General features: G+C 68.3%; 16 protein-coding genes and 4 tRNA genes. 14 read left to right on the top strand and 6 right to left on the bottom strand.

Translation table 11 applies throughout. The features are described from left to right. The 12 genes from C996_RS0109780 to C996_RS0109725 all read left to right on the top strand — a co-directional run. A partial coding sequence (locus tag C996_RS0109780; protein ID WP_018867265.1) for an NAD-dependent epimerase/dehydratase family protein occupies positions 1-711 on the top strand: 711 nt, incomplete at its 5' end. Further along, positions 711-2,564 carry an ABC transporter ATP-binding protein gene (locus tag C996_RS0109775; RefSeq protein WP_018867264.1) on the top strand — a complete coding sequence of 618 codons (1,854 nt, stop codon included), beginning with the start codon at positions 711-713 and terminating at the stop codon, positions 2,562-2,564. The genes C996_RS0109780 and C996_RS0109775, both read left to right, overlap by 1 nt. Positions 2,565-2,598: 34 nt before the next feature. After that, positions 2,599-3,684, top strand: coding sequence for a sugar-transfer associated ATP-grasp domain-containing protein (locus tag C996_RS0109770; RefSeq protein WP_018867263.1), 1,086 nt, complete (start codon positions 2,599-2,601; stop codon positions 3,682-3,684). A 26-nt stretch (positions 3,685-3,710) separates the two neighbouring features. Then, positions 3,711-4,430: a hypothetical protein gene (locus C996_RS0109765; RefSeq protein WP_018867262.1), complete on the top strand. Its 720-nt coding sequence runs from the start codon at positions 3,711-3,713 to the stop codon at positions 4,428-4,430. Between the two features lie 12 nt (positions 4,431-4,442). Further along, a complete protein-coding gene (locus C996_RS0109760) occupies positions 4,443-5,780 on the top strand; it encodes a phenylacetate--CoA ligase family protein (protein WP_018867261.1) in 1,338 nt (445 codons plus the stop codon). Next, positions 5,777-6,913, top strand: a complete 1,137-nt coding sequence (locus C996_RS0109755; protein WP_018867260.1) for a glycosyltransferase — start codon at positions 5,777-5,779, stop codon at positions 6,911-6,913. Before C996_RS0109760 ends, C996_RS0109755 begins: the two co-directional genes overlap by 4 nt. Then, positions 6,910-8,256: a glycosyltransferase family 39 protein gene (locus C996_RS0109750; RefSeq protein WP_018867259.1), complete on the top strand. Its 1,347-nt coding sequence runs from the start codon at positions 6,910-6,912 to the stop codon at positions 8,254-8,256. Before C996_RS0109755 ends, C996_RS0109750 begins: the two co-directional genes overlap by 4 nt. A 75-nt stretch (positions 8,257-8,331) precedes the next feature. Beyond that, positions 8,332-9,621: a nucleotide sugar dehydrogenase gene (locus tag C996_RS0109745; protein ID WP_018867258.1), complete on the top strand. Its 1,290-nt coding sequence runs from the start codon at positions 8,332-8,334 to the stop codon at positions 9,619-9,621. Positions 9,622-9,805: 184 nt separating this feature from the next. Then, entirely contained in the window at positions 9,806-11,020 is a 1,215-nt protein-coding gene (locus C996_RS0109740) for a glycosyltransferase family 4 protein (RefSeq protein ID WP_018867257.1), read from the top strand. Beyond that, a complete protein-coding gene (locus tag C996_RS0109735) occupies positions 11,017-11,667 on the top strand; it encodes a sugar transferase (RefSeq protein ID WP_018867256.1) in 651 nt (216 codons plus the stop codon). The genes C996_RS0109740 and C996_RS0109735 overlap by 4 nt, the downstream gene beginning before the upstream one ends. After that, on the top strand, positions 11,664-12,515 hold the full coding sequence (locus C996_RS0109730) for an aldolase/citrate lyase family protein (protein ID WP_018867255.1): 852 nt from the start codon (positions 11,664-11,666) through the stop codon (positions 12,513-12,515). The genes C996_RS0109735 and C996_RS0109730 overlap by 4 nt, the downstream gene beginning before the upstream one ends. After that, on the top strand, positions 12,506-13,474 hold the full coding sequence (locus C996_RS0109725) for a D-2-hydroxyacid dehydrogenase (RefSeq protein WP_018867254.1): 969 nt from the start codon (positions 12,506-12,508) through the stop codon (positions 13,472-13,474). Before C996_RS0109730 ends, C996_RS0109725 begins: the two co-directional genes overlap by 10 nt. A gap of 64 nt (positions 13,475-13,538) precedes the next feature. On the opposite strand, the gene C996_RS0109720 is transcribed toward C996_RS0109725, so the two are convergent. From C996_RS0109720 to C996_RS0109700, 5 genes are all read right to left on the bottom strand, one after another. Then, positions 13,539-15,539, bottom strand: coding sequence for a nucleoside-diphosphate sugar epimerase/dehydratase (locus C996_RS0109720; protein WP_018867253.1), 2,001 nt, complete (start codon positions 15,537-15,539; stop codon positions 13,539-13,541). A 346-nt stretch (positions 15,540-15,885) separates the two neighbouring features. Beyond that, a tRNA-Lys gene (locus tag C996_RS0109715) sits at positions 15,886-15,961 on the bottom strand. A 16-nt stretch (positions 15,962-15,977) separates the two neighbouring features. Next, positions 15,978-16,053, bottom strand: a tRNA-His gene (locus tag C996_RS0109710). A 39-nt stretch (positions 16,054-16,092) separates the two neighbouring features. Further along, a tRNA-Arg gene (locus tag C996_RS0109705) sits at positions 16,093-16,169 on the bottom strand. Positions 16,170-16,236: 67 nt separating this feature from the next. Continuing rightward, positions 16,237-16,313 (bottom strand) — tRNA-Pro (locus tag C996_RS0109700). 173 nt (positions 16,314-16,486) lie between these two features. Between C996_RS0109700 and C996_RS0109695 the strand changes: the two genes are divergently transcribed. Together C996_RS0109695 and folD are read left to right on the top strand one after the other, a co-directional pair. After that, the gene (locus C996_RS0109695) at positions 16,487-17,362 is read left to right on the top strand and encodes a GGDEF domain-containing protein (protein WP_018867252.1); all 876 of its coding nucleotides are present in this window, start codon (positions 16,487-16,489) and stop codon (positions 17,360-17,362) included. A gap of 107 nt (positions 17,363-17,469) precedes the next feature. Next, positions 17,470-18,333: a bifunctional methylenetetrahydrofolate dehydrogenase/methenyltetrahydrofolate cyclohydrolase FolD gene (gene folD / locus C996_RS0109690; RefSeq protein ID WP_018867251.1), complete on the top strand. Its 864-nt coding sequence runs from the start codon at positions 17,470-17,472 to the stop codon at positions 18,331-18,333. Positions 18,334-18,363: 30 nt separating this feature from the next. Here folD and gltX read toward each other — a convergent pair whose 3' ends face one another. Beyond that, on the bottom strand, positions 18,364-19,797 hold the full coding sequence (gene gltX / locus C996_RS0109685; protein WP_018867250.1) for a glutamate--tRNA ligase: 1,434 nt from the start codon (positions 19,795-19,797) through the stop codon (positions 18,364-18,366). Between the last annotated feature and the right edge of the window lie 131 nt (positions 19,798-19,928).

Below are 19,928 nucleotides of genomic sequence, written 5' to 3'. Positions count from 1 at the left end.
ACCAACCTGGTCGGCTTCGGCAACATCCTGGAGGGCTGCCGCCACAACGGCGTGGAGCACCTGGTCTACGCCAGCTCCAGTTCGGTCTATGGCGCCAACACCACCATGCCGTTCTCGGTGCACGACAACGTCGATCACCCGCTGAGCCTCTACGCCGCGAGCAAGAAGGCCAACGAGCTGATGGCGCACACCTACAGCCACCTCTACGACCTGCCGGTGACGGGCCTGCGCTTCTTCACCGTCTACGGCCCCTGGGGCCGCCCGGACATGGCGCTGTTCCTGTTCACGAAGAAGATCCTGGCGGGCGAGCCGATCGACGTCTTCAACTACGGGCACCACCGGCGCGACTTCACCTATATCGACGACATCGTCGAGGGCGTGATCCGCACCCTGGATCACGTGGCGCCGCGCAACCCCGAGTGGAGCGGGGCCGAGCCGGATTCCGCCACCAGTGCCGCGCCCTATCGGCTCTACAACATCGGCAACCACGAGCCGGTGGAGCTGATGCGCTACATCGAGGTGCTGGAGGACTGTCTGGGCCGGAAGGCCGAAAAGAACCTCCTGCCGCTGCAGCCGGGGGACGTGCCGGACACCTATGCCGATGTCGAGGCCCTGCGCGTGGATGTGGGCTATGCCCCGGCCACCCGCGTGGAAGACGGTATCGCCCGGTTCGTGGACTGGTATCTGGGGTATTACCGGGCGGCCGCCTGATGGGCGTCTACCGCAAGACCCTGCAACTGCTCACGCCGGCAGAGAAACGCCGCGGGGCACTGGTGCTCGGCATGATGATGGTCATGGCGATGCTGGAAACCGCCGGCGTCGCCTCCGTGATGCCGTTTCTGTCCGTGCTCGGCAACCCGGAGCTGGTCGACACCAACCCGGTGCTCAACCTGCTCTACACCCGCCTGGGTTTCACCTCGGTGGATGCCTTCATCTTTGCCCTGGGGGCTGCCGCGTTCGGGCTGATCCTGTTCTCGGCGATCTTTCGCACCCTGACGCACTTCGCGATGAACCGCTTCATCGAGATGCGCCGCCACAGCCTGGGGAAGCGCCTGCTGGAGACCTACTTGCGTCAGCCGTATGCGTTCTTCCTCAACCGCCACAGCGGCGACATGGCCAAGAGCATCCTGTCGGAGGTCGACCAGCTGGTGCTGAACGTCTTCCGCCCCGGGATCACGATGATCGCCTACCTGGTCGTGACCTTCGCTATCGTGACCCTGCTGGTCATCGTGGACCCCTGGCTGGCGCTGGGCGTCGCCGTGGTGATCGGTGGCGTTTACGGCACGATCTTTCTCTTGGTGCGGGGACTGCTGGGGCGCATCGGGCGCGACCGTTCGCGCGCCAACAAGGAACGCTTCACCGCCGCCGGCGAGGCCCTGGGCGGCATCAAGGACATCAAGCTGCTGGGTCGCGAACACGCCTACCTGGCACGCTTCGACGCGCCCTCCAGGCGCCAGGCCCGGCATCAGGCCACCAACCAGACCATCGCCCAGGTCCCGAAATTCCTCATCGAGGCGATCGGCTTCGGTGGCATCATCGCGCTGACCCTGATCCTGCTGCACACCCAGGGCGGGACCGGAACCGACTCGCTCGGCGAGATCCTGCCGATCCTCGGCCTGTATGCCTTTGCCGGCTACCGCCTGCTGCCCGCCGCGCAGCACATCTACGCGGGCCTCGCCAAGCTGCGCTTCGGCGCCGCCGCCGTGGAGAGCGTCACCGACGACCTGCGCGAGCGCGAGGCGCTGGCGGAACTGCATCGCCAAGCCCCGCAACCCCTGTCCCCGCGCGAGTCGATTCAGCTCAAGGGCATCGACTACACCTACCCCGGTGGCCACCGCCCGGCGCTGCAGGCCATCGACCTGGAGATCCCGGTCGGCAGTTCGGTCGGGATCATCGGCACCACCGGATCCGGCAAGACCACGCTGGTCGACGTGCTGCTGGGACTGCTGCGGCCGACACAAGGCGACATCCTGGTGGATGGCCAGCCAGTCACGGATGCCAACCTCCGTGCCTGGCAGCAGTCCCTGGGCTACGTGCCCCAGGACATCTTCCTCACCGACTCGACCGTCGCCGAAAACATCGCGCTGGGGATCCCCGCCGCACGGATCGACCATGACCAGGTCGAGCGCTGCGCGCGCATGGCGCAGGTCCACGAGTTCATCGTCCACGACATGCCGGAGCAATACGCGACCATGGTCGGCGAGCGCGGCGTGCGCCTGTCCGGCGGCCAGCGCCAGCGCATCGGCATCGCCCGGGCGCTCTATCACGATCCCGACGTCCTGGTCTTCGACGAGGCGACCAGCGCCCTCGACAACGCCACCGAGCGCGCCGTGATGGAGGCGATCGAGTCCCTGGCCCGGAGCAAGACCATCATCCTGATTGCGCATCGCCTCAGCACGGTTCGCGCCTGCGATCAGGTCGCCCTTCTGGAGCGCGGGTCGTTTACTGCCGTGGGCCGCTTCGACGACCTCGTCACCGACTCGGACTCCGAGTCCGAGTCCGAAACCGGCACGGCGCCGGCCCGATCCATTCCCACTCCCGCCGCCTCCGGCACGCATGGCTAGACCCATGGCATCGCGGCGAATCGAGGAACAGCCTGTGACACACATCCAGTCCCAGCCCCTGCAGATCAAGAACAGCGGGCGCATCGCGCAGACCATCGCGCGGGCGGTCCACCTGCGCCACCTGCAGAAGTCACGCAAGATCGCGACCCAGTGGCGCGAGAAACTGATCCGGGCACACGGCGAGTCCGTGGTAACCCGAACGGTCCTGCAACGGATCAAGCGCTACGCCGCCCGGACCTACGGCCACGAGTCCTGGTGGCCATGGCTGGCGGCCTATACCGAAGTCCGCCGCGAGTTCGTCGAGGGCTGGATCGGCGACGACTACTACACCGAGCACCTCAATCCGCTCTGGAACCGCCAGGACATCCGTCGCCTGAGCGGGCTCAAGACCATGGACTCGCGCCTGTTTCCGGACAGCGTCGTGCCGCCGGTCTTCGTACGCGTGGGGGGGCAGTACCTGGATGCCCGGGGTACACCGGAATCACTGGCAGCGGCCCTGGACCGACTCGAAGCCGGCAGGACCTACGTGCTCAAGCCGGACGAGGGACGCCAGGGCCTTGGCGTGACCTTTGCGCCCGCCAACCGAGTCGGCGAGGAACTCGCGCAGATCCCCGGCAACTGCATCGTGCAGCCCCTGATCGAGCAGCACCCGGACATCGCGCGCATCAATGCCAGTTCGGTCAACACCCTGCGGGTGCTGACCTTTCTCGATCCGGAGTCCGGCGAACTGCGCATCCTCAACCAGTTCCTCCGCCTCGGGCGCGAGGGACAGCGCACCGACAACGTCTCCACCGGAGGCTATTTCGTCGGCGTCGACGGCGATGGCTGGCTGGACGGCCACCTGCGGGATCCGGTCTGCGTCAGCATCGGCTCGGTCCACCCCGACAGCGGGGTGGATGTGAAGGGCCTGCGAATCCCGGACTTTGCCGCCGTGCGCGAGCTGTGCCTGAACGCCCATCGCCGCATCCCCTATCTGCGCTTCATTGGCTGGGATGTCTGCATCCAGGCCAGTGGTGAACCCGTGATCCTCGAATGGAACGCGGAACAGGTGGCCTGGTCGCGCAACGAGTCCTGCTTCGGGCCGCTGTTGCCCTCGGTCCCGCGCGGCTATCCGCGCTGATCCGCCACCGCCATCAGGAGAGCGACATGAACCCGACCAAACTGCTGTGGACCGGCGGCTGGGACTCCAGCTACCGCCTGCTGGATCTGGCCCTGTATCAGGGCCGGAGGGTACAACCCGTCTATGTGCTGGATCCGCGCCGGAAGTCCTATGTCTACGAGCTGCGGGCAATGGCGAAGATTCGCGCGGGCATCGAAGCCCGCACCGAGACCCGCGGACGCGTCGCGCCGGTGCGGGTCTACCTGCGCAGTGACATCCTCGAGGACCCGGAGATCACCGGGCTCTATCACCGCCTGGCCAGCGAGGTGCATGTCGGTACGCAGTACGACTGGCTGGCGCGGCTGTGCGCCCAGGAAGACCTGCGAGACCTGGAGCTGTCGCTGACCGGACACGAGGCCGGAACCGAGTTGCAGGAACGTTTGTTCCGCAACCCGCAATACGGGGACTTCCGCTTCCGCGAGGACGACTTCGCCTGGGAGCTGTTCCAGTACTACCGCTTTCCCCTGCTGTCGGTCACCAAGGAGGCGATGAAGTTCGACGCCGAGGCCAAGGGCTTCCTGCCCCTGCTCGAACAATCCTGGTTCTGCCACTCGCCGATCCTGGGTCGCCCCTGTGGCCACTGCCAGCCCTGTCGCTTCTCGCGCGAGTCGCGGCGCAGGATCCAGTATTCGCGTCTGGGCCCGATCCTGGACCTTGCCCGCCGAGCCCGCTCCGGCCTGCGCTCGATGCGCGCGGCCGGCGCCTGAGACGCGAACATCATGTCCCTCGCCTTTGGTGCCCTTCTCCCCTGGCTGTCCGGGCCGCGCGAGTTTGCCGCGCTGCGCCGGGCCGAGCGGCTGTCCCTGCCCGCCCTGCAGCGCCTGCAGGCCGAGCGGCTTGCACGCCTGCTGCTCCAGGCACGCGACGACGTGCCGTACTACCGCGAAATCCTGCCGGATGCGGACACCATTGCGGCCGATCCGGTGGCCAGCCTGCTGTCGCTCCCCATCCTGGACAAGGACACGATCCGCCGCGAAGGCGCGCGCCTGCATTCGCAGCGGCCGCGGCCCGGGCTGCGGCGCAACACCTCGGGGGGATCGACCGGCGAGCCCGCCACGTTCTATCAGGACACCGCCTATCGCCGCTGGGGTCGCGCCACCAAGGCCCTGTTCGACGGCTGGACTGGCTACCGCCCGGGACAGCACAAGGCCGTGCTGTGGGCCGCTTCGCGTGATCTGGGCGCGGGGGGCGGCGCGCGCCGCCTGGCCGAACGCCTGAAAAACCGGACCCTGCTCAACGCCTACCGCATGGATCCGGCGACGCTGGACGCGCACCTCGAGGCGCTGCGCGCGGCGCCGCCTGCCCAGCTCCAGATCTATGCGGAGAGTGGCCACGAACTGGCGCGGCATGCCCTGCATCGGGGTATCCGTGTCCAGGGGATCGGTAGCGTACTGAGTTCGGCCGGCACGCTGTTCCCCGATATGCGCGAGACCATCGAGAGGGCCTTCGAGGCCCCGGTGTTCAACCGTTACGGCTCGCGCGAGGTCGGTGACATGGCCTGCGAATGCGAGCGTCACCGGGGCCTGCACGTGAACCCCCTGACACAGTACCTCGAGATCCTGGACGACCAGGGCCGCCCGGTGCCACCCGGCACCCCGGGGCGGGTTGTCGTGACCTCACTCACCAACCACAGCATGCCCCTGCTGCGCTACGCGATCGGCGATCTGGCGAGCTGGGCCGGCGAGCCCTGCGACTGCGGCCGGGAGTGGCCCTTGCTCGAGGGCGTATGGGGGCGCGTGACCGACCACATTTGCGGCGCCAATGGCGCGGTGGTCTTCGGCGGGTGGCTGCGCCAGTTGCTGTACCCGGAAGACTGGATCGGGCAGTACCAGTGGGTCCAGCACGCCGAGGACCACATCCGGCTGCGCCTCGTCCCGGTCGACAGCGCCACCGATAGCACGCGCGAACGGGCCCTGCACCGGCGCCTGGAACCCGTGATCCGCGAACACCTCGGCGCACAGACGCGACTCGCCATCGACCGCGTCGACACGATCCCGCCATCCCCCAGCGGGAAACACCTGCATGTGGTCAGCGAGCTGTCGGAGAACCGGCCGTGAGGATCCTGCATGTGATCAACGGGCTCGGTCAGGGCGGCGCGGAACGCCAGCTGGGGAACCTGCTGCGGGCCGCGCCGGAGTCCGGCGCGGTGTTCGCGCTCAAGGAGCCCGGCGTGATGGCCGGCGATATCCGCGCGCACGGTGTTCCGGTATATACCGGCGGCCTGCGCAATCCCCTGTCCCCGGGATGGATCGCGGCGCTGCGCCGGGCACTGGCCGCCTATCAGCCCGATGGCGTGATGGGCTGGATGTACCACGGCAATCTGGCCGCGTCGCTGACCCGGCGTCTGGGCCACCGGGGCCCGGTGTTGTGGAACGTGCGCCACTCGATCCACGACCTGGCACACGAGAAACGCGGGACCCGCTGGGTCATCCGTACCGGCGCATGGCTATCGCGGTATCCGGCACGCATCGTCTACAACAGCGCGACCGCGGCCGCGCAGCACGAGGCCCTGGGGTTTTCCGCGGCGCGGCGCGTGGTGCTGCCGAATGGCTTTGATCTGGAACGTTTCCGTCCGGACCCGGAGGCCCCCGGGGGGCTGCGCGCGCAACTGGGTATCGGCGCGCAGCCCTGGCTGCTGGGCATGGTGGGGCGCGCCCATCCGATGAAGAACCATGTCGGGCTGGTGGCGGCCCTGGCCCACCTGGTCCGGGCCGGAATGGACGTGCACTGCGTGATGGTCGGTACCCGCGTCTCCGCGGACGACCACCCCCTGACCCAGGCCATCCGCCAGCACGGGATGAACCGGCATATCACGCTGCTTCCGTCGACCCCCGAACCCGAGGCCCTCTACCCGGGCCTGGATCTGCTGGTGCTGCCCTCGCGCTGGGGCGAGGGATTCCCCAACGTCGTGGGCGAAGCCATGGCCTGCGGCGTACCCGCCGTGGTCACGGATATCGGCGATGCCGCCACGGTCGTCGGGGAAACCGGTTTTGTCTCCGCGAGCCCGGAGCCTGCGGATCTGGCCGCTGCCATTGGCCAGGCCGCAGATCAGGGGCGTGAGCGCCTGCGCGAACTGGGGGGCGCGGCGCGTGAACGCATGCAGGCGCATTACGCCCTGGATGCCGTGAGCGCGCGCTACCAGGACCTGTTTCTGGGGGCCCGGACGGATACCGCGCCCGTCTCGCCATGAGCTATACCTCGATCCCGTTCACCTTCATGGAGCTGCTGCTGGCGGGCAGCTTTCTCATGCTGGTGCTGGTCGCGGTGCTGTGGACCGGGCGCACCCGCGAGGGCTACCTGTGGCCGCTACTGGCGGCCTTCGGGGCGCGCATCGGCGCCGCCCTGGTGCAGCGCTTCCTGTCCCCCCTGCCCCAGGGTGGCGCCGATGCGATCAGCTTCGAGCGCCGGGCCTGGTTCTGGGCCCAGAGCGGCTGCGGGAATCTCGGCGATCATTTCAGCATGGGCAGCTCCTACCTGCACAGCTGGCTGATTGCGAACGTCTACGCCTGCGCCGATCGCGCGCCCCTGGCCTTCCAGGCCGTGAACATCGCCCTGGGCATGCTCACCGTCTACCTGATCGCGCGCATCGCCGAACAGCTCTGGGACCGCCAGGCCGCGGTGCGTGCCGCCTGGATTGCCGCCCTGTTCCCGATCCTGATCGTGAATGCCGCCGTGCCGCTGCGCGAGGTGTGGTTCACCGCCTTTTTCCTGCTCGGTGTGCTGTGGCTGGTGCGCTGGGTACAGAGCCAGCGCACCGGGTTCCTGGTGGCCGCCGTCGGGGTGCTGCTGGCCTCGGCGATCGTGCATGGCGCGGCGGTATTTGCGATCGCAGGCATCGCGGTGGTACTGGTCGGCTGGTCGATCAGGGAATTCCTGCGCGCCGCGGATCTGGGGCGCATCCGACCGGGCCTGCTGTTCGGCGGCGTCCTGCTCGGCTCGGCCGGCGTCATGGGTTTCCTGGTGATGGACGACATGCGGTTCTCGTCCATCGGCCAGCTGGGCGATGTGATGGAGCAGACGGAGACCCTCGACCAGCGCGCCGAACGCAGTGCGCGCGGTGGAGCCGCCTATCCGTCATTCCTTATCCCCTCCAACGACCTACAGGCGCTGGTCCTGACCCCGATCCGCATGGGCTATCTGCTGTTTGGCCCGCCGCTGTGGGAGGTGCGCTCGCCGGTCCATCTCGTTGGCATGCTGGAGGGCCTGTTCTACTTGTCCCTGGTCCTGCTGCTGGCGCTCTACCGCCACCACTGGTGGCAACGCCAGGACTTCCGCCTGCTGGTGGTGATCTTCGTCGTACTCACGATCATTTTTGCCTGGGGCACCAGCAACTTCGGCACCGCCGCCCGCCACCGGGCCAAGTTCCTCGGGATCCTCATCGCCCTGGCGGCGGGCCTGGCCGGGCGCCACCTGTGGCGCCGGGAACGGCTGCAACGGCTCACCGGCGGGCACCAGGCGGCCGAAGAGACGGCCCCCGACCCGCCGGAACCCTCCAGCGCGGGCCTCCCGCGCCCGCGCCGGGCCGGGCCCTGATTGCCCGCACGCGACCCGCGCGTACCCGCCCCGCTCGCGGGGCCCCAGCTACACACCTGCACAGGAGATTCGAAGATGGTGGAATTTGCGGCACCGGACGCCCCGCGTCTGGCCATTATTGGTCTGGGTTATGTCGGCCTGCCCCTGGCGGCCGAATTCGGCCGTGTCCTGCCCACCCTGGGCTTCGACATCGACACGGGCCGCGTCGAGGAATTGCGCGGCGGGCATGACCGGACGCGCGAAGTCTCGCGCGAGGAACTTGCCGGCGCCGAGCACCTGGACCTGACCGCGGACAAGGAGCGCCTGCGGGAATGCAACGTATTCATCGTGACGGTACCCACCCCGATCGATGCCCATCGGCGTCCCGACCTGGGCCCGCTGCTGGCCGCCAGCCGTACGGTGGGCCGCGCCCTGAAATCGGGGGACGTGGTGATCTACGAGTCCACGGTCTATCCCGGCGCCACCGAGGACGACTGCGCCCCGGTGCTGGCCGCGGAATCCGGCCTCGAGCTCAACCGGGACTTCTTCCTCGGTTACAGCCCGGAGCGGGTCAATCCCGGCGACAAGGAACACCGCATCCCGGACATCGTGAAGGTCACCTCCGGATCGACCCCGGAGGTCGCTGCCTTCGTCAACGCCCTGTACAGCCGCATCATCCGCGCCGGCACCCACCCGGCCGCCAGCATCCGCGTGGCCGAAGCGGCCAAGGTGATCGAGAACACCCAGCGCGATGTAAACATCGCCCTGATCAACGAACTCGCCATGCTGTTCGAACGCCTGAACCTGGATACCGAGGCGGTGCTCGCGGCGGCCGGCACCAAGTGGAACTTCCTGCCGTTCCGGCCCGGCCTGGTGGGCGGGCACTGCATCGGCGTCGACCCGTACTACCTGACCCACAAGGCCCAGGCCGCCGGCTACCACCCGGAGATGATCCTGGCGGGAAGGCGCACCAACGACGGCATGGGCGGCCATATCGCCGACCGCACCGTCAAGGCCATGATCCGCAAAGGCTTCCCGGTCGTGGGCTCGCGCATCCTGGTCCTGGGTCTGGCCTTCAAGGAGAACTGTCCGGATCTGCGCAACACCCGGGTGGTGGACATCATCCAGGACCTGCACGGCTATCACGCCGAGGTCGAGATCTGGGATCCGTGGGTGGACGCGGCCGAGGCCCGTCAGGAATACGGACTGGAACTCCTGCCCGACTCACCGGACCCGGGCCGTTACGACGCGATCATCCTCGCCGTCCCCCACCGCGAGTTCATCGACCTGGGCCCTCGGGGCCTGCAAAGGTTCGCCCGCGAGCGAGCCGTGATCTTCGACGTGAAATCGGTGCTCCCGCCGGAGGCGAGTGACCTGCGTCTATAAACGCTGAATCCCTTTCATCCGCCATTGTCTTTTCGGGGTGTCTCGCACACTTTAGGCGCCCCGAATCATGGCGCTAACCCATTGTCCTGTTTACCTTTTGTGCTCGTAAAAACGGGCTTCCGAGAGGCCCGGCCATCGCCCCCCGTCCACACGGCGATGCTCCCTCGAACCAGGAGCTCAACGCATGCAGGAAACCGAACACCGAAGGGTTGCAGCCTCGCTGCGCGAGCAGCGCCACGCTACGGCACAACCGGCCCCGGAAACCCGGGCTCGCGAACGCGGCGGCATCGATCTTTTGATCATAGCCGCCAATGCCCGCTCGTTGATCGCCAACCGGGGCGACCTGATCCGCGAGATCCGGGCTCGAGGGCACACCGTCGCGGCGGCCGTCCCGCGCAAGGACTACCTCCCGGAAGTCGAGGAGCTGGGCATCCCGATCTACCCCTTCGATCTGGGCCGAACCGGGATCAACCCGATCGCGGACCTGCGGACCACCATCGCGCTGGCTCGCCTGATCCGCCGGCTGAACCCGGAAGCGGTGTTCAGCTACACCGTCAAGCCGGTGGTGTACGGCTCCCTGGCCGCGCACTGGGCCGGGGTCCCGCGGGTGTACGCGATGATCACGGGCCTGGGGCATGCCTTCACGACCGAGTCGTGGCGCACACGGGTACTGCGCGCGATCAGTTCCCGCCTGTACCGGGCCGCGCTGGCGCGCTGCGACCGGGTGTTCTTCCAGAATCCGGACGACCTGCAGGACTTCCTCGACCGCCGGATCCTGCCCGATGCCGACCGGGTGGTCCGGATCAACGGCTCCGGGGTGGACGTGCAGCGCTTTGCGCGCCAGCCCCTGCCCGAGGGCGAGGCGCTGTTCCTGTTCGTCGGGCGCCTGCTGACCGAGAAGGGCATCGTCGAGTTCGTGGACGCGGCCCGGCAGGTGCACGCGCAATACCCCAACGCCCGGTTTGTCGTGGTCGGCCCCCACAACCCCGACCTGCCCCATTCGATCCCGGCCGAACAGGTCGAGGCCTGGAAGCGCGAGGGCATTGTCGAGTTCGCCGGCGGTGTTGCCGATGTCCGTCCCTGGCTCGAGCTGGCCTCGGTCTTCGTACTGCCCTCCTACCGCGAAGGCACGCCGCGCTCGGTGCTGGAGGCGATGAGCGTGGGCCGTCCGATCGTCACCACGGATGCCCCCGGCTGCCGCGAGACCGTCCTGGATGGCGAGAACGGCTTTCTTGTCCCGCCGCGAACCTCCGCGCCCCTGGCCGAGGCCATGCAGCGGTTTCTGGATGACCCGTCCCTGCTTGCCCGCATGGCCAGGGCCTCGCGCGAGCGGGTGGAAGCCAAGTACGAGGTGGGTCAGGTCAACCGCGTCATCCTTCGATCCATGGAGCTCTCATGAACGCGACCCTGAAACGGCTGTTCGACATCCTCGCCAGCCTGGGCGCCCTGCTCGCGCTGGCACCGCTTCTGTTGCTGATCGCAACCGCGATCCGGCTGGACAGTCCCGGACCGGTGCTGTTTCGCCAGCGGCGCATTGGCCTGCACGGCCAGCCGTTCCGGGTGCTCAAGTTCCGCACCATGGTCGATCGCGACCCGGACGCGATCGACCAGCACCAGGAGCAGGTGGTCAGTGCCGGCATCGATCCGCGCATCACCCGCGTGGGTCGCCTGCTGCGCGCCACCAGTCTCGACGAGGTGCCGCAACTGTGGAACATCCTGCGCGGCGACATGAGCGTGGTCGGCCCGCGCCCCATCCTGCCGGAGCAGGTGGAGGTCGTCCCGCCCTCCTACGTCTCGCGATTTGATGTACGTCCCGGCCTGACCGGCCTGGCCCAGGTCCGGGGCCGGCGCACCCTGGGCTGGATCCAGCAGCTGGAGGCCGATACCGAGTACGCCGCGCGTCACCACCTGCTGTACGACCTGGGCCTGATCCTGAAGACGGTCCACGTGGTCCTGACCGGCCAGGGGATCTATGGCGAGGCCGGCGTCAACTGGCGCACGTATCGCGATTCGTTGCGTAACCGACAACAAGGGGACACGAAATGACTTCGACCCTGAAACACATGTTCATCACCGCCTCCGCCGACGCCGCCCGTCAGGCCGAGGCGGCCGGGATCGCACGGATCTTTGTCGACATGGAGACCCGGGGGAAGGCCGAGCGCCAGGGCCACCTGGACACCCACAAGGCCCGCCATACGCTGGACGATGTCCGCCGACTCTCCGACGCGTTAACAAGGGCGGAGCTGATGGTTCGTATCAATCCGCCGGCACCGCAAACGCCCTCGGAGGTCCGCCAGGCCATCGAGGCCGGCGCGGACCGGCTGATGCTGCCGATGTTTACCCATCTCGACGAGGTCGCCCGCTTCCTCGATGCGGTGGGCCAGCGCGTGCCGGTCACCCTGCTGGTGGAGACGCCGCAGGCCCTGATTCGTCTCCCTTCCTACCTGCCGCTGCTGGGGCCGCGCGACCAGATTCATGTGGGCCTGAACGACCTCAGCCTGGCTTCCGGTCTCGACTTCCTGTTCGAACCGCTGGCCGGCGGCATGCTCGAGACCCCCGCTGCCCAGTGCCGCGAGGCCGGCGTCGCTTTCGGCTTTGGGGGCGTCGGGGCTGTGGGCAAGGGGGAGATCCCGGCGGAATCCATCCTCGGGGAGCATGTGCGCCTCGGGTCCGAGTGGGTGATCCTCTCGCGGGCGTTCCGCGAGGGGGTCAGTCAGGACGACCCGGCCAAGGGGGCCGCGCGGCTGCGCCACGAACTGGAACGCCTGCGGGCGGCGGAACAGCGCTTTCGCGCGGCAAGCCCGGAACAGCTGCGCAACAACCGCGACGCGGTGCGCGAGCGGATCTTCCGGCTCGCGGCCCGGCTGCACAACCGGAGTCGCGCATGCGCCTGAGCCAGATCCTGTTCCTGCAGAAACCGGAGGTACTGCGGGAACAACAGGCCGCCATCGAGGCTCACCTGCACAAGGCACTGCCCGGCACCACCCTGACCTTCGCTGCCGCGCCGGAATCCGTCCCCAAAGGACTCGCGGTGGACGCCGTGATCGCCCCCACGCTTCCCTGGCTGCCCGAGGCCCTGGAGCGCCTGGCGCGTTATCGCTGGATTCATTTCCTGTCGGCCGGAGTGGAACGCATCTGGGACATGCCCTTTCCGAAGGAGGACCTGCTGCTGACCAAGAGCAGTGGCGTACATGGCCCCCCGATGAGCGAGTACGCAATCGGCGCGATGCTCTACTTTGCCAAGTCCTTCGACCGCTTCAACGCACAAAGCCGGGAAAGCCGCTGGGAACGCTGCTGGCTCGGAGAACTGACCGGCCGCACGGCGATGGTGCTCGGCATGGGGCACATCGGTGCGCAGGTCGCCCGACGCGCCCGGGCCTTCGACATGCGCGTGATCGGCGTGCAGCGCAACCCGCGGCCCCACGAGGACGCCGACGAGGTCATCGCGCTGGACGCGGTGGACGAACACCTGCCCGAGGTGGACTACCTGGTCGTATGCCTGCCGCTGACACCCGATACCCGGCACCAGGTCGGCCCGTCCCAGTTCCAGTACCTCAAGCGCGGCGCAGTCCTGGTGGACATCTCGCGCGGGGGCGTTGTCGATCAGCAGGCCCTGACCCGGGCGCTGGATGCGGAACAGCTGCGCGGGGCCGCCGTGGATGTCTTCGAGCAACAGCCCTTGCCGGCCGAATCGCCGCTGTGGAACCGTGCGAATGTCCTCGTCACGCCCCACGTCTCGGGCACCTCGCCGCACTACATGGACCGCGCCCTGGAGATCTTCGTCCGCAACGCCCGCGCGCTGGTACAGGGCATGGACCCGGCCACCCCGGTCGATCGCAGCGCCGGTTACTGACGCCTGCACGCCCCCGGGGTTGGCAACCGGCGCGGGGGCAAAGCCCAGCGCGGCCAGGCCGGCCTTACCGGGAGACCGGCTCCACCGTTCGTGCGTAGGCCACTGCGGCGGGGCGCGCCGGGGTCGGGGCGACCGGGCGGGGGGCGTATGCCGGTGCCGGCGCCCGGTGGCTGGCTTGTTCCTCGGTTCCCGGCCGGTACCCATCCACCACACGGCACACGGTCTCGAACGCGGCCCGGGCATCCCGCTCGCGGTCGGCCCGCTCAAGCGCTGCGAGCGCCTGGGCCAGCACCTCGCTCGCCACGCAGGTCTCGCGCGCGCGCATGATCTTGGCGTGATCCGTCGCCTCCACGTTCTCTCCGATCAGAAGCTCCTCATAAAGCTTTTCGCCGGGACGCAGACCGGTACAGGTGATGGCCACGCCCTCACCCCCCGGGGCCCCGTCCTCGCGGACCTGGTGGCCATGCAGGCGAATCATGCGCCGTGCCAGATCGATAATTCGGACCGGTTCGCCCATATCGAGCACATAGACCTCGCCCCCCTCGGCCATGGCCCCGGCCTGAATCACCAGTTCCGCCGCCTCGGGGATGGACATGAAGTAGCGGGTGATCTCGGGATGGGTCACGGTCACCGGCCCCCCTTCGCGGATCTGGCGGTGAAACAGCGGGACCACCGAGCCGGAAGAACCGAGGACATTGCCAAACCGCACCATGGAGAACACGGTCTCGTTCTGGTGCCGGGCACGATCCTGCAGCACCAGCTCGGCCAGGCGCTTGCTCGCACCCATAATATTGGTCGGACGCACGGCCTTGTCGGTACTGATCAGGATGAAGCGTTCCACCCCTGCGGCGATCGCGGCATCCGCGACCGTGGCGGTCCCCAGCGTGTTGTTGCGAAGGCCCTCGAGTATGTTGCCCTCGACCAGCGGCACATGCTTGTAGGCAGCGGCGTGATAAAGGGTCTGCACACCGTGGGCGCGCAGGACCTCGTCCACTCGCGCCCGGTTGGCAACCGACCCGAGCGCGGCATGGACCGCCACCTTCGTCGGCATCCTGGAACCGCGCTCCGCAAGTTCCTGCTCGATCCGGTACAGCGCAAACTCGTTGCGCTCGAAGAGCACCAGCGCCGCCGGCTCCAGACTCAGGATCCGCCGGCACAGTTCGGAGCCGATCGACCCCCCCGCGCCGGTCACCATGACCACTCGACCCCGGATACTCCGGGCCAGCAGGGCCTCGTCGGGCGGGACCGGGTCACGCCCGAGGAGATCCGCGATATCGAGGTCCTCGAGCTGATCCAGTGGCGCCTGCCCCGACACGACGGCCTCCAGCGAAGGAACCGACTGGACATGCAGGGGATAGGGTTCCAGCCATTCGAGGATGCGGCGACGGTCGGCACGACTCGCCGAGGGCACGGCCAGCAAGGCCCGGCCGACCCCGCACTGGTCCACGAGCGTCTCCAGGGCCGCGGGCCCGCATACCGGGATATCGTCGATCGCACGCCCCTGCACGGCCGGATCCTCGTCAATGAACGCCACCACCCGGAAGCGCCCACTGGACTGCAGCCCCGACGCCAGCTGTATACCCGCCTCGCCGGCACCAAAGACCACTACACGTTCGCTACCCGAACGCCCGTCGGAGACCGCCTGGTACCAGCTACGCACCAGAAACCGCCCCGCGGCCACCAGGGCGAAGGCGAGCAGGAAAAAATTCACCGATACGGCCCCGAAAAACCCCGGGGTCTGCGTCAGCTCGGTGGACGCCCAGACCATCACCGCGAGCGCCAGCACGCCGGTGATGATGGCCCGAAACGCCCGGGCCCCCATGAAGCGCACGACGGTGCGGTAGAGCCCCAGCCGGGCAAACACCAGGATCCCCACCGCCGAAACCAGCGGGAACAGCCACCAGGCCTCGACCATCATCGCCGGCAGCGGCTGACCCGTGCGAATCACGAAGGCCAGCCACAGGGCGAGAGGCAGCATGGCGGCATCCGCCACAACCATCAGTCCCTGCTTCGCGCCACGCGGCAGCTGCAGCAGGTTGTCAAGACTACGATCCAGTATCGCCATCTCGTGGCCTCCCTCTGATCATCCATCGGATCGCGGCCCGAACACCGGCTCCTTGATGCCGCTGTTCACCGCAAGCGAGAAGGGAGGCTACCAGCGCACTCACGGACCATCTGGGGGGAGAATCACGCTGTCCGGGATCCGACTGAGGGCAGCGTCACGCTATGGAGACAACCCCGGGGAAACGGGCCGGCACAGCGCCGGTTTCGAACCGCTACACCGCGGGAGACGGACGTTTCAGGCAGGTGCCCCGCGACTGAAAAAGGGAGAACGATGTCCCGACACGCACCCACACGGGCTCGAGACCGCTTTCTCAAGCAGCACCGACGACAAGGATACGAGGAAGAAATGGTGGGCCGTGTAGGAATCGAACCTACAACCAATGGATTAAGAGTCCACTGCTCTACCAATTGAGCTAACGGCCCCCGGAACAAAAGGGGATGGGGTGACCGATGGGACTCGAACCCACGACAACCGGAGTCACAATCCGGGACTCTACCAACTGAGCTACGGTCACCACCGTGTCACTGTACAGCTACTTTCGCGAAGGCGGCCCTGGCGCGCCCGGCAGGACTCGAACCTGCAACCGTCGGCTTAGAAGGCCGATGCTCTATCCGGTTGAGCTACGAGCGCGTTACCGCCGAGCATTGGGGCCATGGCGCCTGATTCGAACCTGCCTGCAAGCCTTGGCCGGGAGCCATGGTCGGGGTAGAGGGATTCGAACCCCCGACATCCTGCTCCCAAAGCAGGCGCGCTACCAGACTGCGCTATACCCCGTCGAGCCGTCCCCGCAAAAAGGGCCTACACAGCGAGCGCAGGATGGTAGCGCCGGAAGAGGGGACCGGTCAAGGAAAAAGGGGGAAATTTCGACCTGGCTCGCCCCCGGCAGCCGCCTGTCGTGGTAACGTCAAACCGAATCGTACGCAAGGCCGCGTCGCAGGGAGAAACGGATGCTCGACTGGGTAGCCAGTACGGCCATTGTGCTGGGGGCGGCAGGCCTTCTGTACGCCCAGTGGAAGCTCGCCCAGCTCCTGCGCCAACTGCCGCAAAGCCGCGTGCGTACGGGCTGGAAGATGATGGCCTTCCTGGTCCCGGTGTTCACCCTGGGCTATTTCGGCTACATCCCGTTGAACTGGGGCCTCTACCAGGGCCTGCCGGACCTGCTGGTCCCGGTGATCTTCCTGCTGGGCGGCTGTTTCGTCTGCACCGTGGTCGGCCTGACCTACAGCTCGGTGGAAAAGATCCGCCGCGTCACGCGGCTGGAGCATGAATCCATCACCGACCCGCTGACCGGTCTGTTCAACCGGCGGCACATGGATCGCCGGCTGGAAGAGGAGGTCTCCCGCGCGCGGCGCTACGGCCAGCCTCTCTCCCTGGTGATGCTGGACATCGACCAGTTCAAGCCGATCAACGACCGCCTCGGTCACCTGATCGGCGACTACATCCTGACCACCCTCGCCGAACGCATGCGACTGGTACTGCGGCGCTCCGACCTGGCCGCGCGTTTCGGCGGGGAGGAATTCGTCGTGATCGCCCCGCATACCGACCTCGAGGCGGCCATGGCCCTGGGTGACAAGCTGCGCAACGCAATCGCCGGTACCCCGATCACCCTGACTGGGCACCAGGCGGCCCCGCCCTGCGCCCCGGACGAACTGACCGTCACCGTCAGCGTCGGCATCGCCAGCCTCGCCAGCGACCCACAAGCCAGCGAGACCGCCGAGACCCTGATCGCCCGTGCCGACGACGCGCTCTATCGCGCCAAGCAGGACGGACGCAACCGTTGCGAGGCCAGCCCCGCCACAACCAGCCTCTCCGCGGCGCTGTAACGGATTCTTCCGGCGTCCGCCGACAACACGGATTCCCGCCCGCGTCGGCTTGAGCGCCCGCCCCCGCCATGGGAAGATCGCGGGCATTCCTTCCAAGGCGAGACCCCATGACGGCCCAGCTCATCGACGGACGCGCGATCGGACAAAGCCACCGCGCACGGATCGCGACCGAGATCGAATCCATGACCGCCCGCGACCTGCGTCCGCCGGGTCTCGCCGTGGTCCTGGTCGGGACCAACCCGGCCTCCGAGGTGTACGTGCGCAACAAGCGCAAGGCCTGCGAACAGGTCGGCGTCGTCTCGCACTCCTACGACCTGCCGGCCGGCACCCCGCAAACCGACCTGCTGGCGCTGATCGACCAGCTTAACGCCGACCGCACCATCGACGGCATCCTGGTCCAGCTGCCCCTGCCCGACCACATCGACCCGGAAACGGTGATCGAGCGCATCTCTCCGGCCAAGGACGTGGACGGCTTCCACCCGTATAACGTCGGCCGCCTGGTGGCGCGCGTGCCGCGCCTGCGCCCGTGTACGCCCTGGGGCGTCATCCAGTTGCTGCGCCACATCGAGGAGCCGTTCAAGGGTCGCACCGCCTGCGTGATCGGTGCCTCCAACATCGTCGGGCGCCCGATGGCCCTGGAGCTGCTGCTGGCCGGCGCCACCCCGACCATCTGCCACCGCTTCACGCCGGACACCGCCGCCATCGCCCGCCAGTCCGACATCGTCGTCGCGGCCGTGGGCAAACCCGGCCTGGTCAAGGGCGACTGGATCAAGCCGGGGGCCACGGTCATCGATATCGGCATCAACCGCCGCGACGACGGGACGCTGACCGGGGACGTGGAATTCGATGCCGCCGCCGAGAAGGCCGCCTGGATCACGCCCGTGCCGGGCGGCGTCGGCCCGATGACCGTCGCGATGCTGCTGGACAACACCCTGCGCGCCCGCGCCTTCGGGACCCACGAAGCGGGCTGAGGACGCGCCCGGGCCCGCCCGGGACCCCGCTCAACCGGCCGCGGCAATCTCCTGCGCGGCCCGCAGCCGCGCCCGCACCCGCTCGCGCCCCAGATACTCCCAGATCCGCGGCAGCTCCGGGCCAAAGGTCTGCCCGGAGAGGGCTGCGCGCAGCGGCATGAACAGCTTGCGGCCCTTGGCACCCGTCGCGGCCCCCACGGCCTTGGCCAGCGCCGGGAAGTCCTCGGCCTCATCCAGCGCCGCCAGCGCGGCGCCATAGAACGCCGCCCCGGCCCCCGCCAGCTCCTCGCGGGCGCTGTCGCTGTACGGCATCGGGTCGTCCGCGAACGCCGCCACCCACACCGGGGCCTCGGCCGCCCGGCTGATGTTGTCCCGCAGCAGGCGCGCCAGGGCCGGTCGCTCTTCGGCGGCGACCCCCTCGAGCACACCGGCCGCTTCCAGATAGGCCTGCAGTGACTCGTCCGACAGCCCGCGCAGGGCCTCCGACTGCCAGTGTTCCAGCTGCTGCGGGTCGTGCCGGGCCGCGCTGTGCCCGATCCGCTCGCGGCTGAAGCCGGCCGCCAGCGCCTCGGCCGAGAGCAACTCGTCCGACTCGAAGCGATGCCCGAGCCGCGCCAGGTGGTTCAGGATCGCCAGCGGCAGATAGCCATCGGCGCGCAGCTCCTCGACGCTGGCGGAGCCGTTGCGCTTGGACAACGGCGCCCCGTCCTGCCCCATCACCAGCGGCAGGTGGTGATAGGCCGGCGCCACCAGCCCCAGCGCCTCCAGCAGCAGCATCTGGCGCGGGGTGTTGGCGATATGGTCCTCGCCGCGCACCACGTCGGTCACGCCCATCAGGGCATCGTCGATCGCATTGGAGAAGAAGAAGGCGGGCGTGCCGTCGGAGCGCCGGATCACGAAGTCGCCGATCTCGTCGGTCCGAAAGCTCACCGGCCCGCGTACCCCGTCCTCGAAACGGACCGTCCGGCCCAGCGGCACGCGAAAGCGCAGGGTCGGCTTCTGCCCCTCGGCCGCGCGCCGCTCGGCCTCCTCCGCGCTCAGGTGGGCGCAGGTCCCGGGATAGCGCGGCGGCTTGCCCTGGGCGCGCATGCGCTTGCGCCCGCGGTCCAGCTCGGCGGCCGAGCAGAAGCACGGATAGGCCAGCCCCTGATCGATCAACTGCCGGTAATAACCCGCGTAGAGTTCGCCGCGCTCGGATTGCGCGTAGGGACCGGCGTCACCCCCTGCGCCGAAGCCCTCGTCCCAGTCCAGGCCCAGCCAGCGGAGATCACGCTGCAGGGCCTCGACAAACTCCGGCCGCGAGCGCTCGGCATCGGTGTCCTCGATCCGCAGCAGGAAACGGCCGCCGCGCGACCGCGCCAGCAGCGCGCTGAACAGCGCGGTGCGGACGTTGCCCAGATGCAGCAGGCCGGTGGGACTGGGGGCGAAACGGGTTCGGGTCATGGTGTTCGTCATCGCGCGCATGGTAGCGGAGCGCCCGCGGCCTCACCAGCGCCGCGTCCACACATCCAACCGGCGTGCTGGCAGGCCCCGCCGGTGGCGGGTACCATGCCCCCCTCGAATTCCCCGGAGGTCAGAACCATGCAGCGCATCCG

The sequence above is a fragment of the Thioalkalivibrio sp. ALE25 genome, assembly GCF_000377285.1.
Classification (GTDB): Bacteria; Pseudomonadota; Gammaproteobacteria; order Ectothiorhodospirales; family Ectothiorhodospiraceae; genus Thioalkalivibrio.
This window is presented reverse-complemented; position numbering and strand designations above follow the sequence as displayed.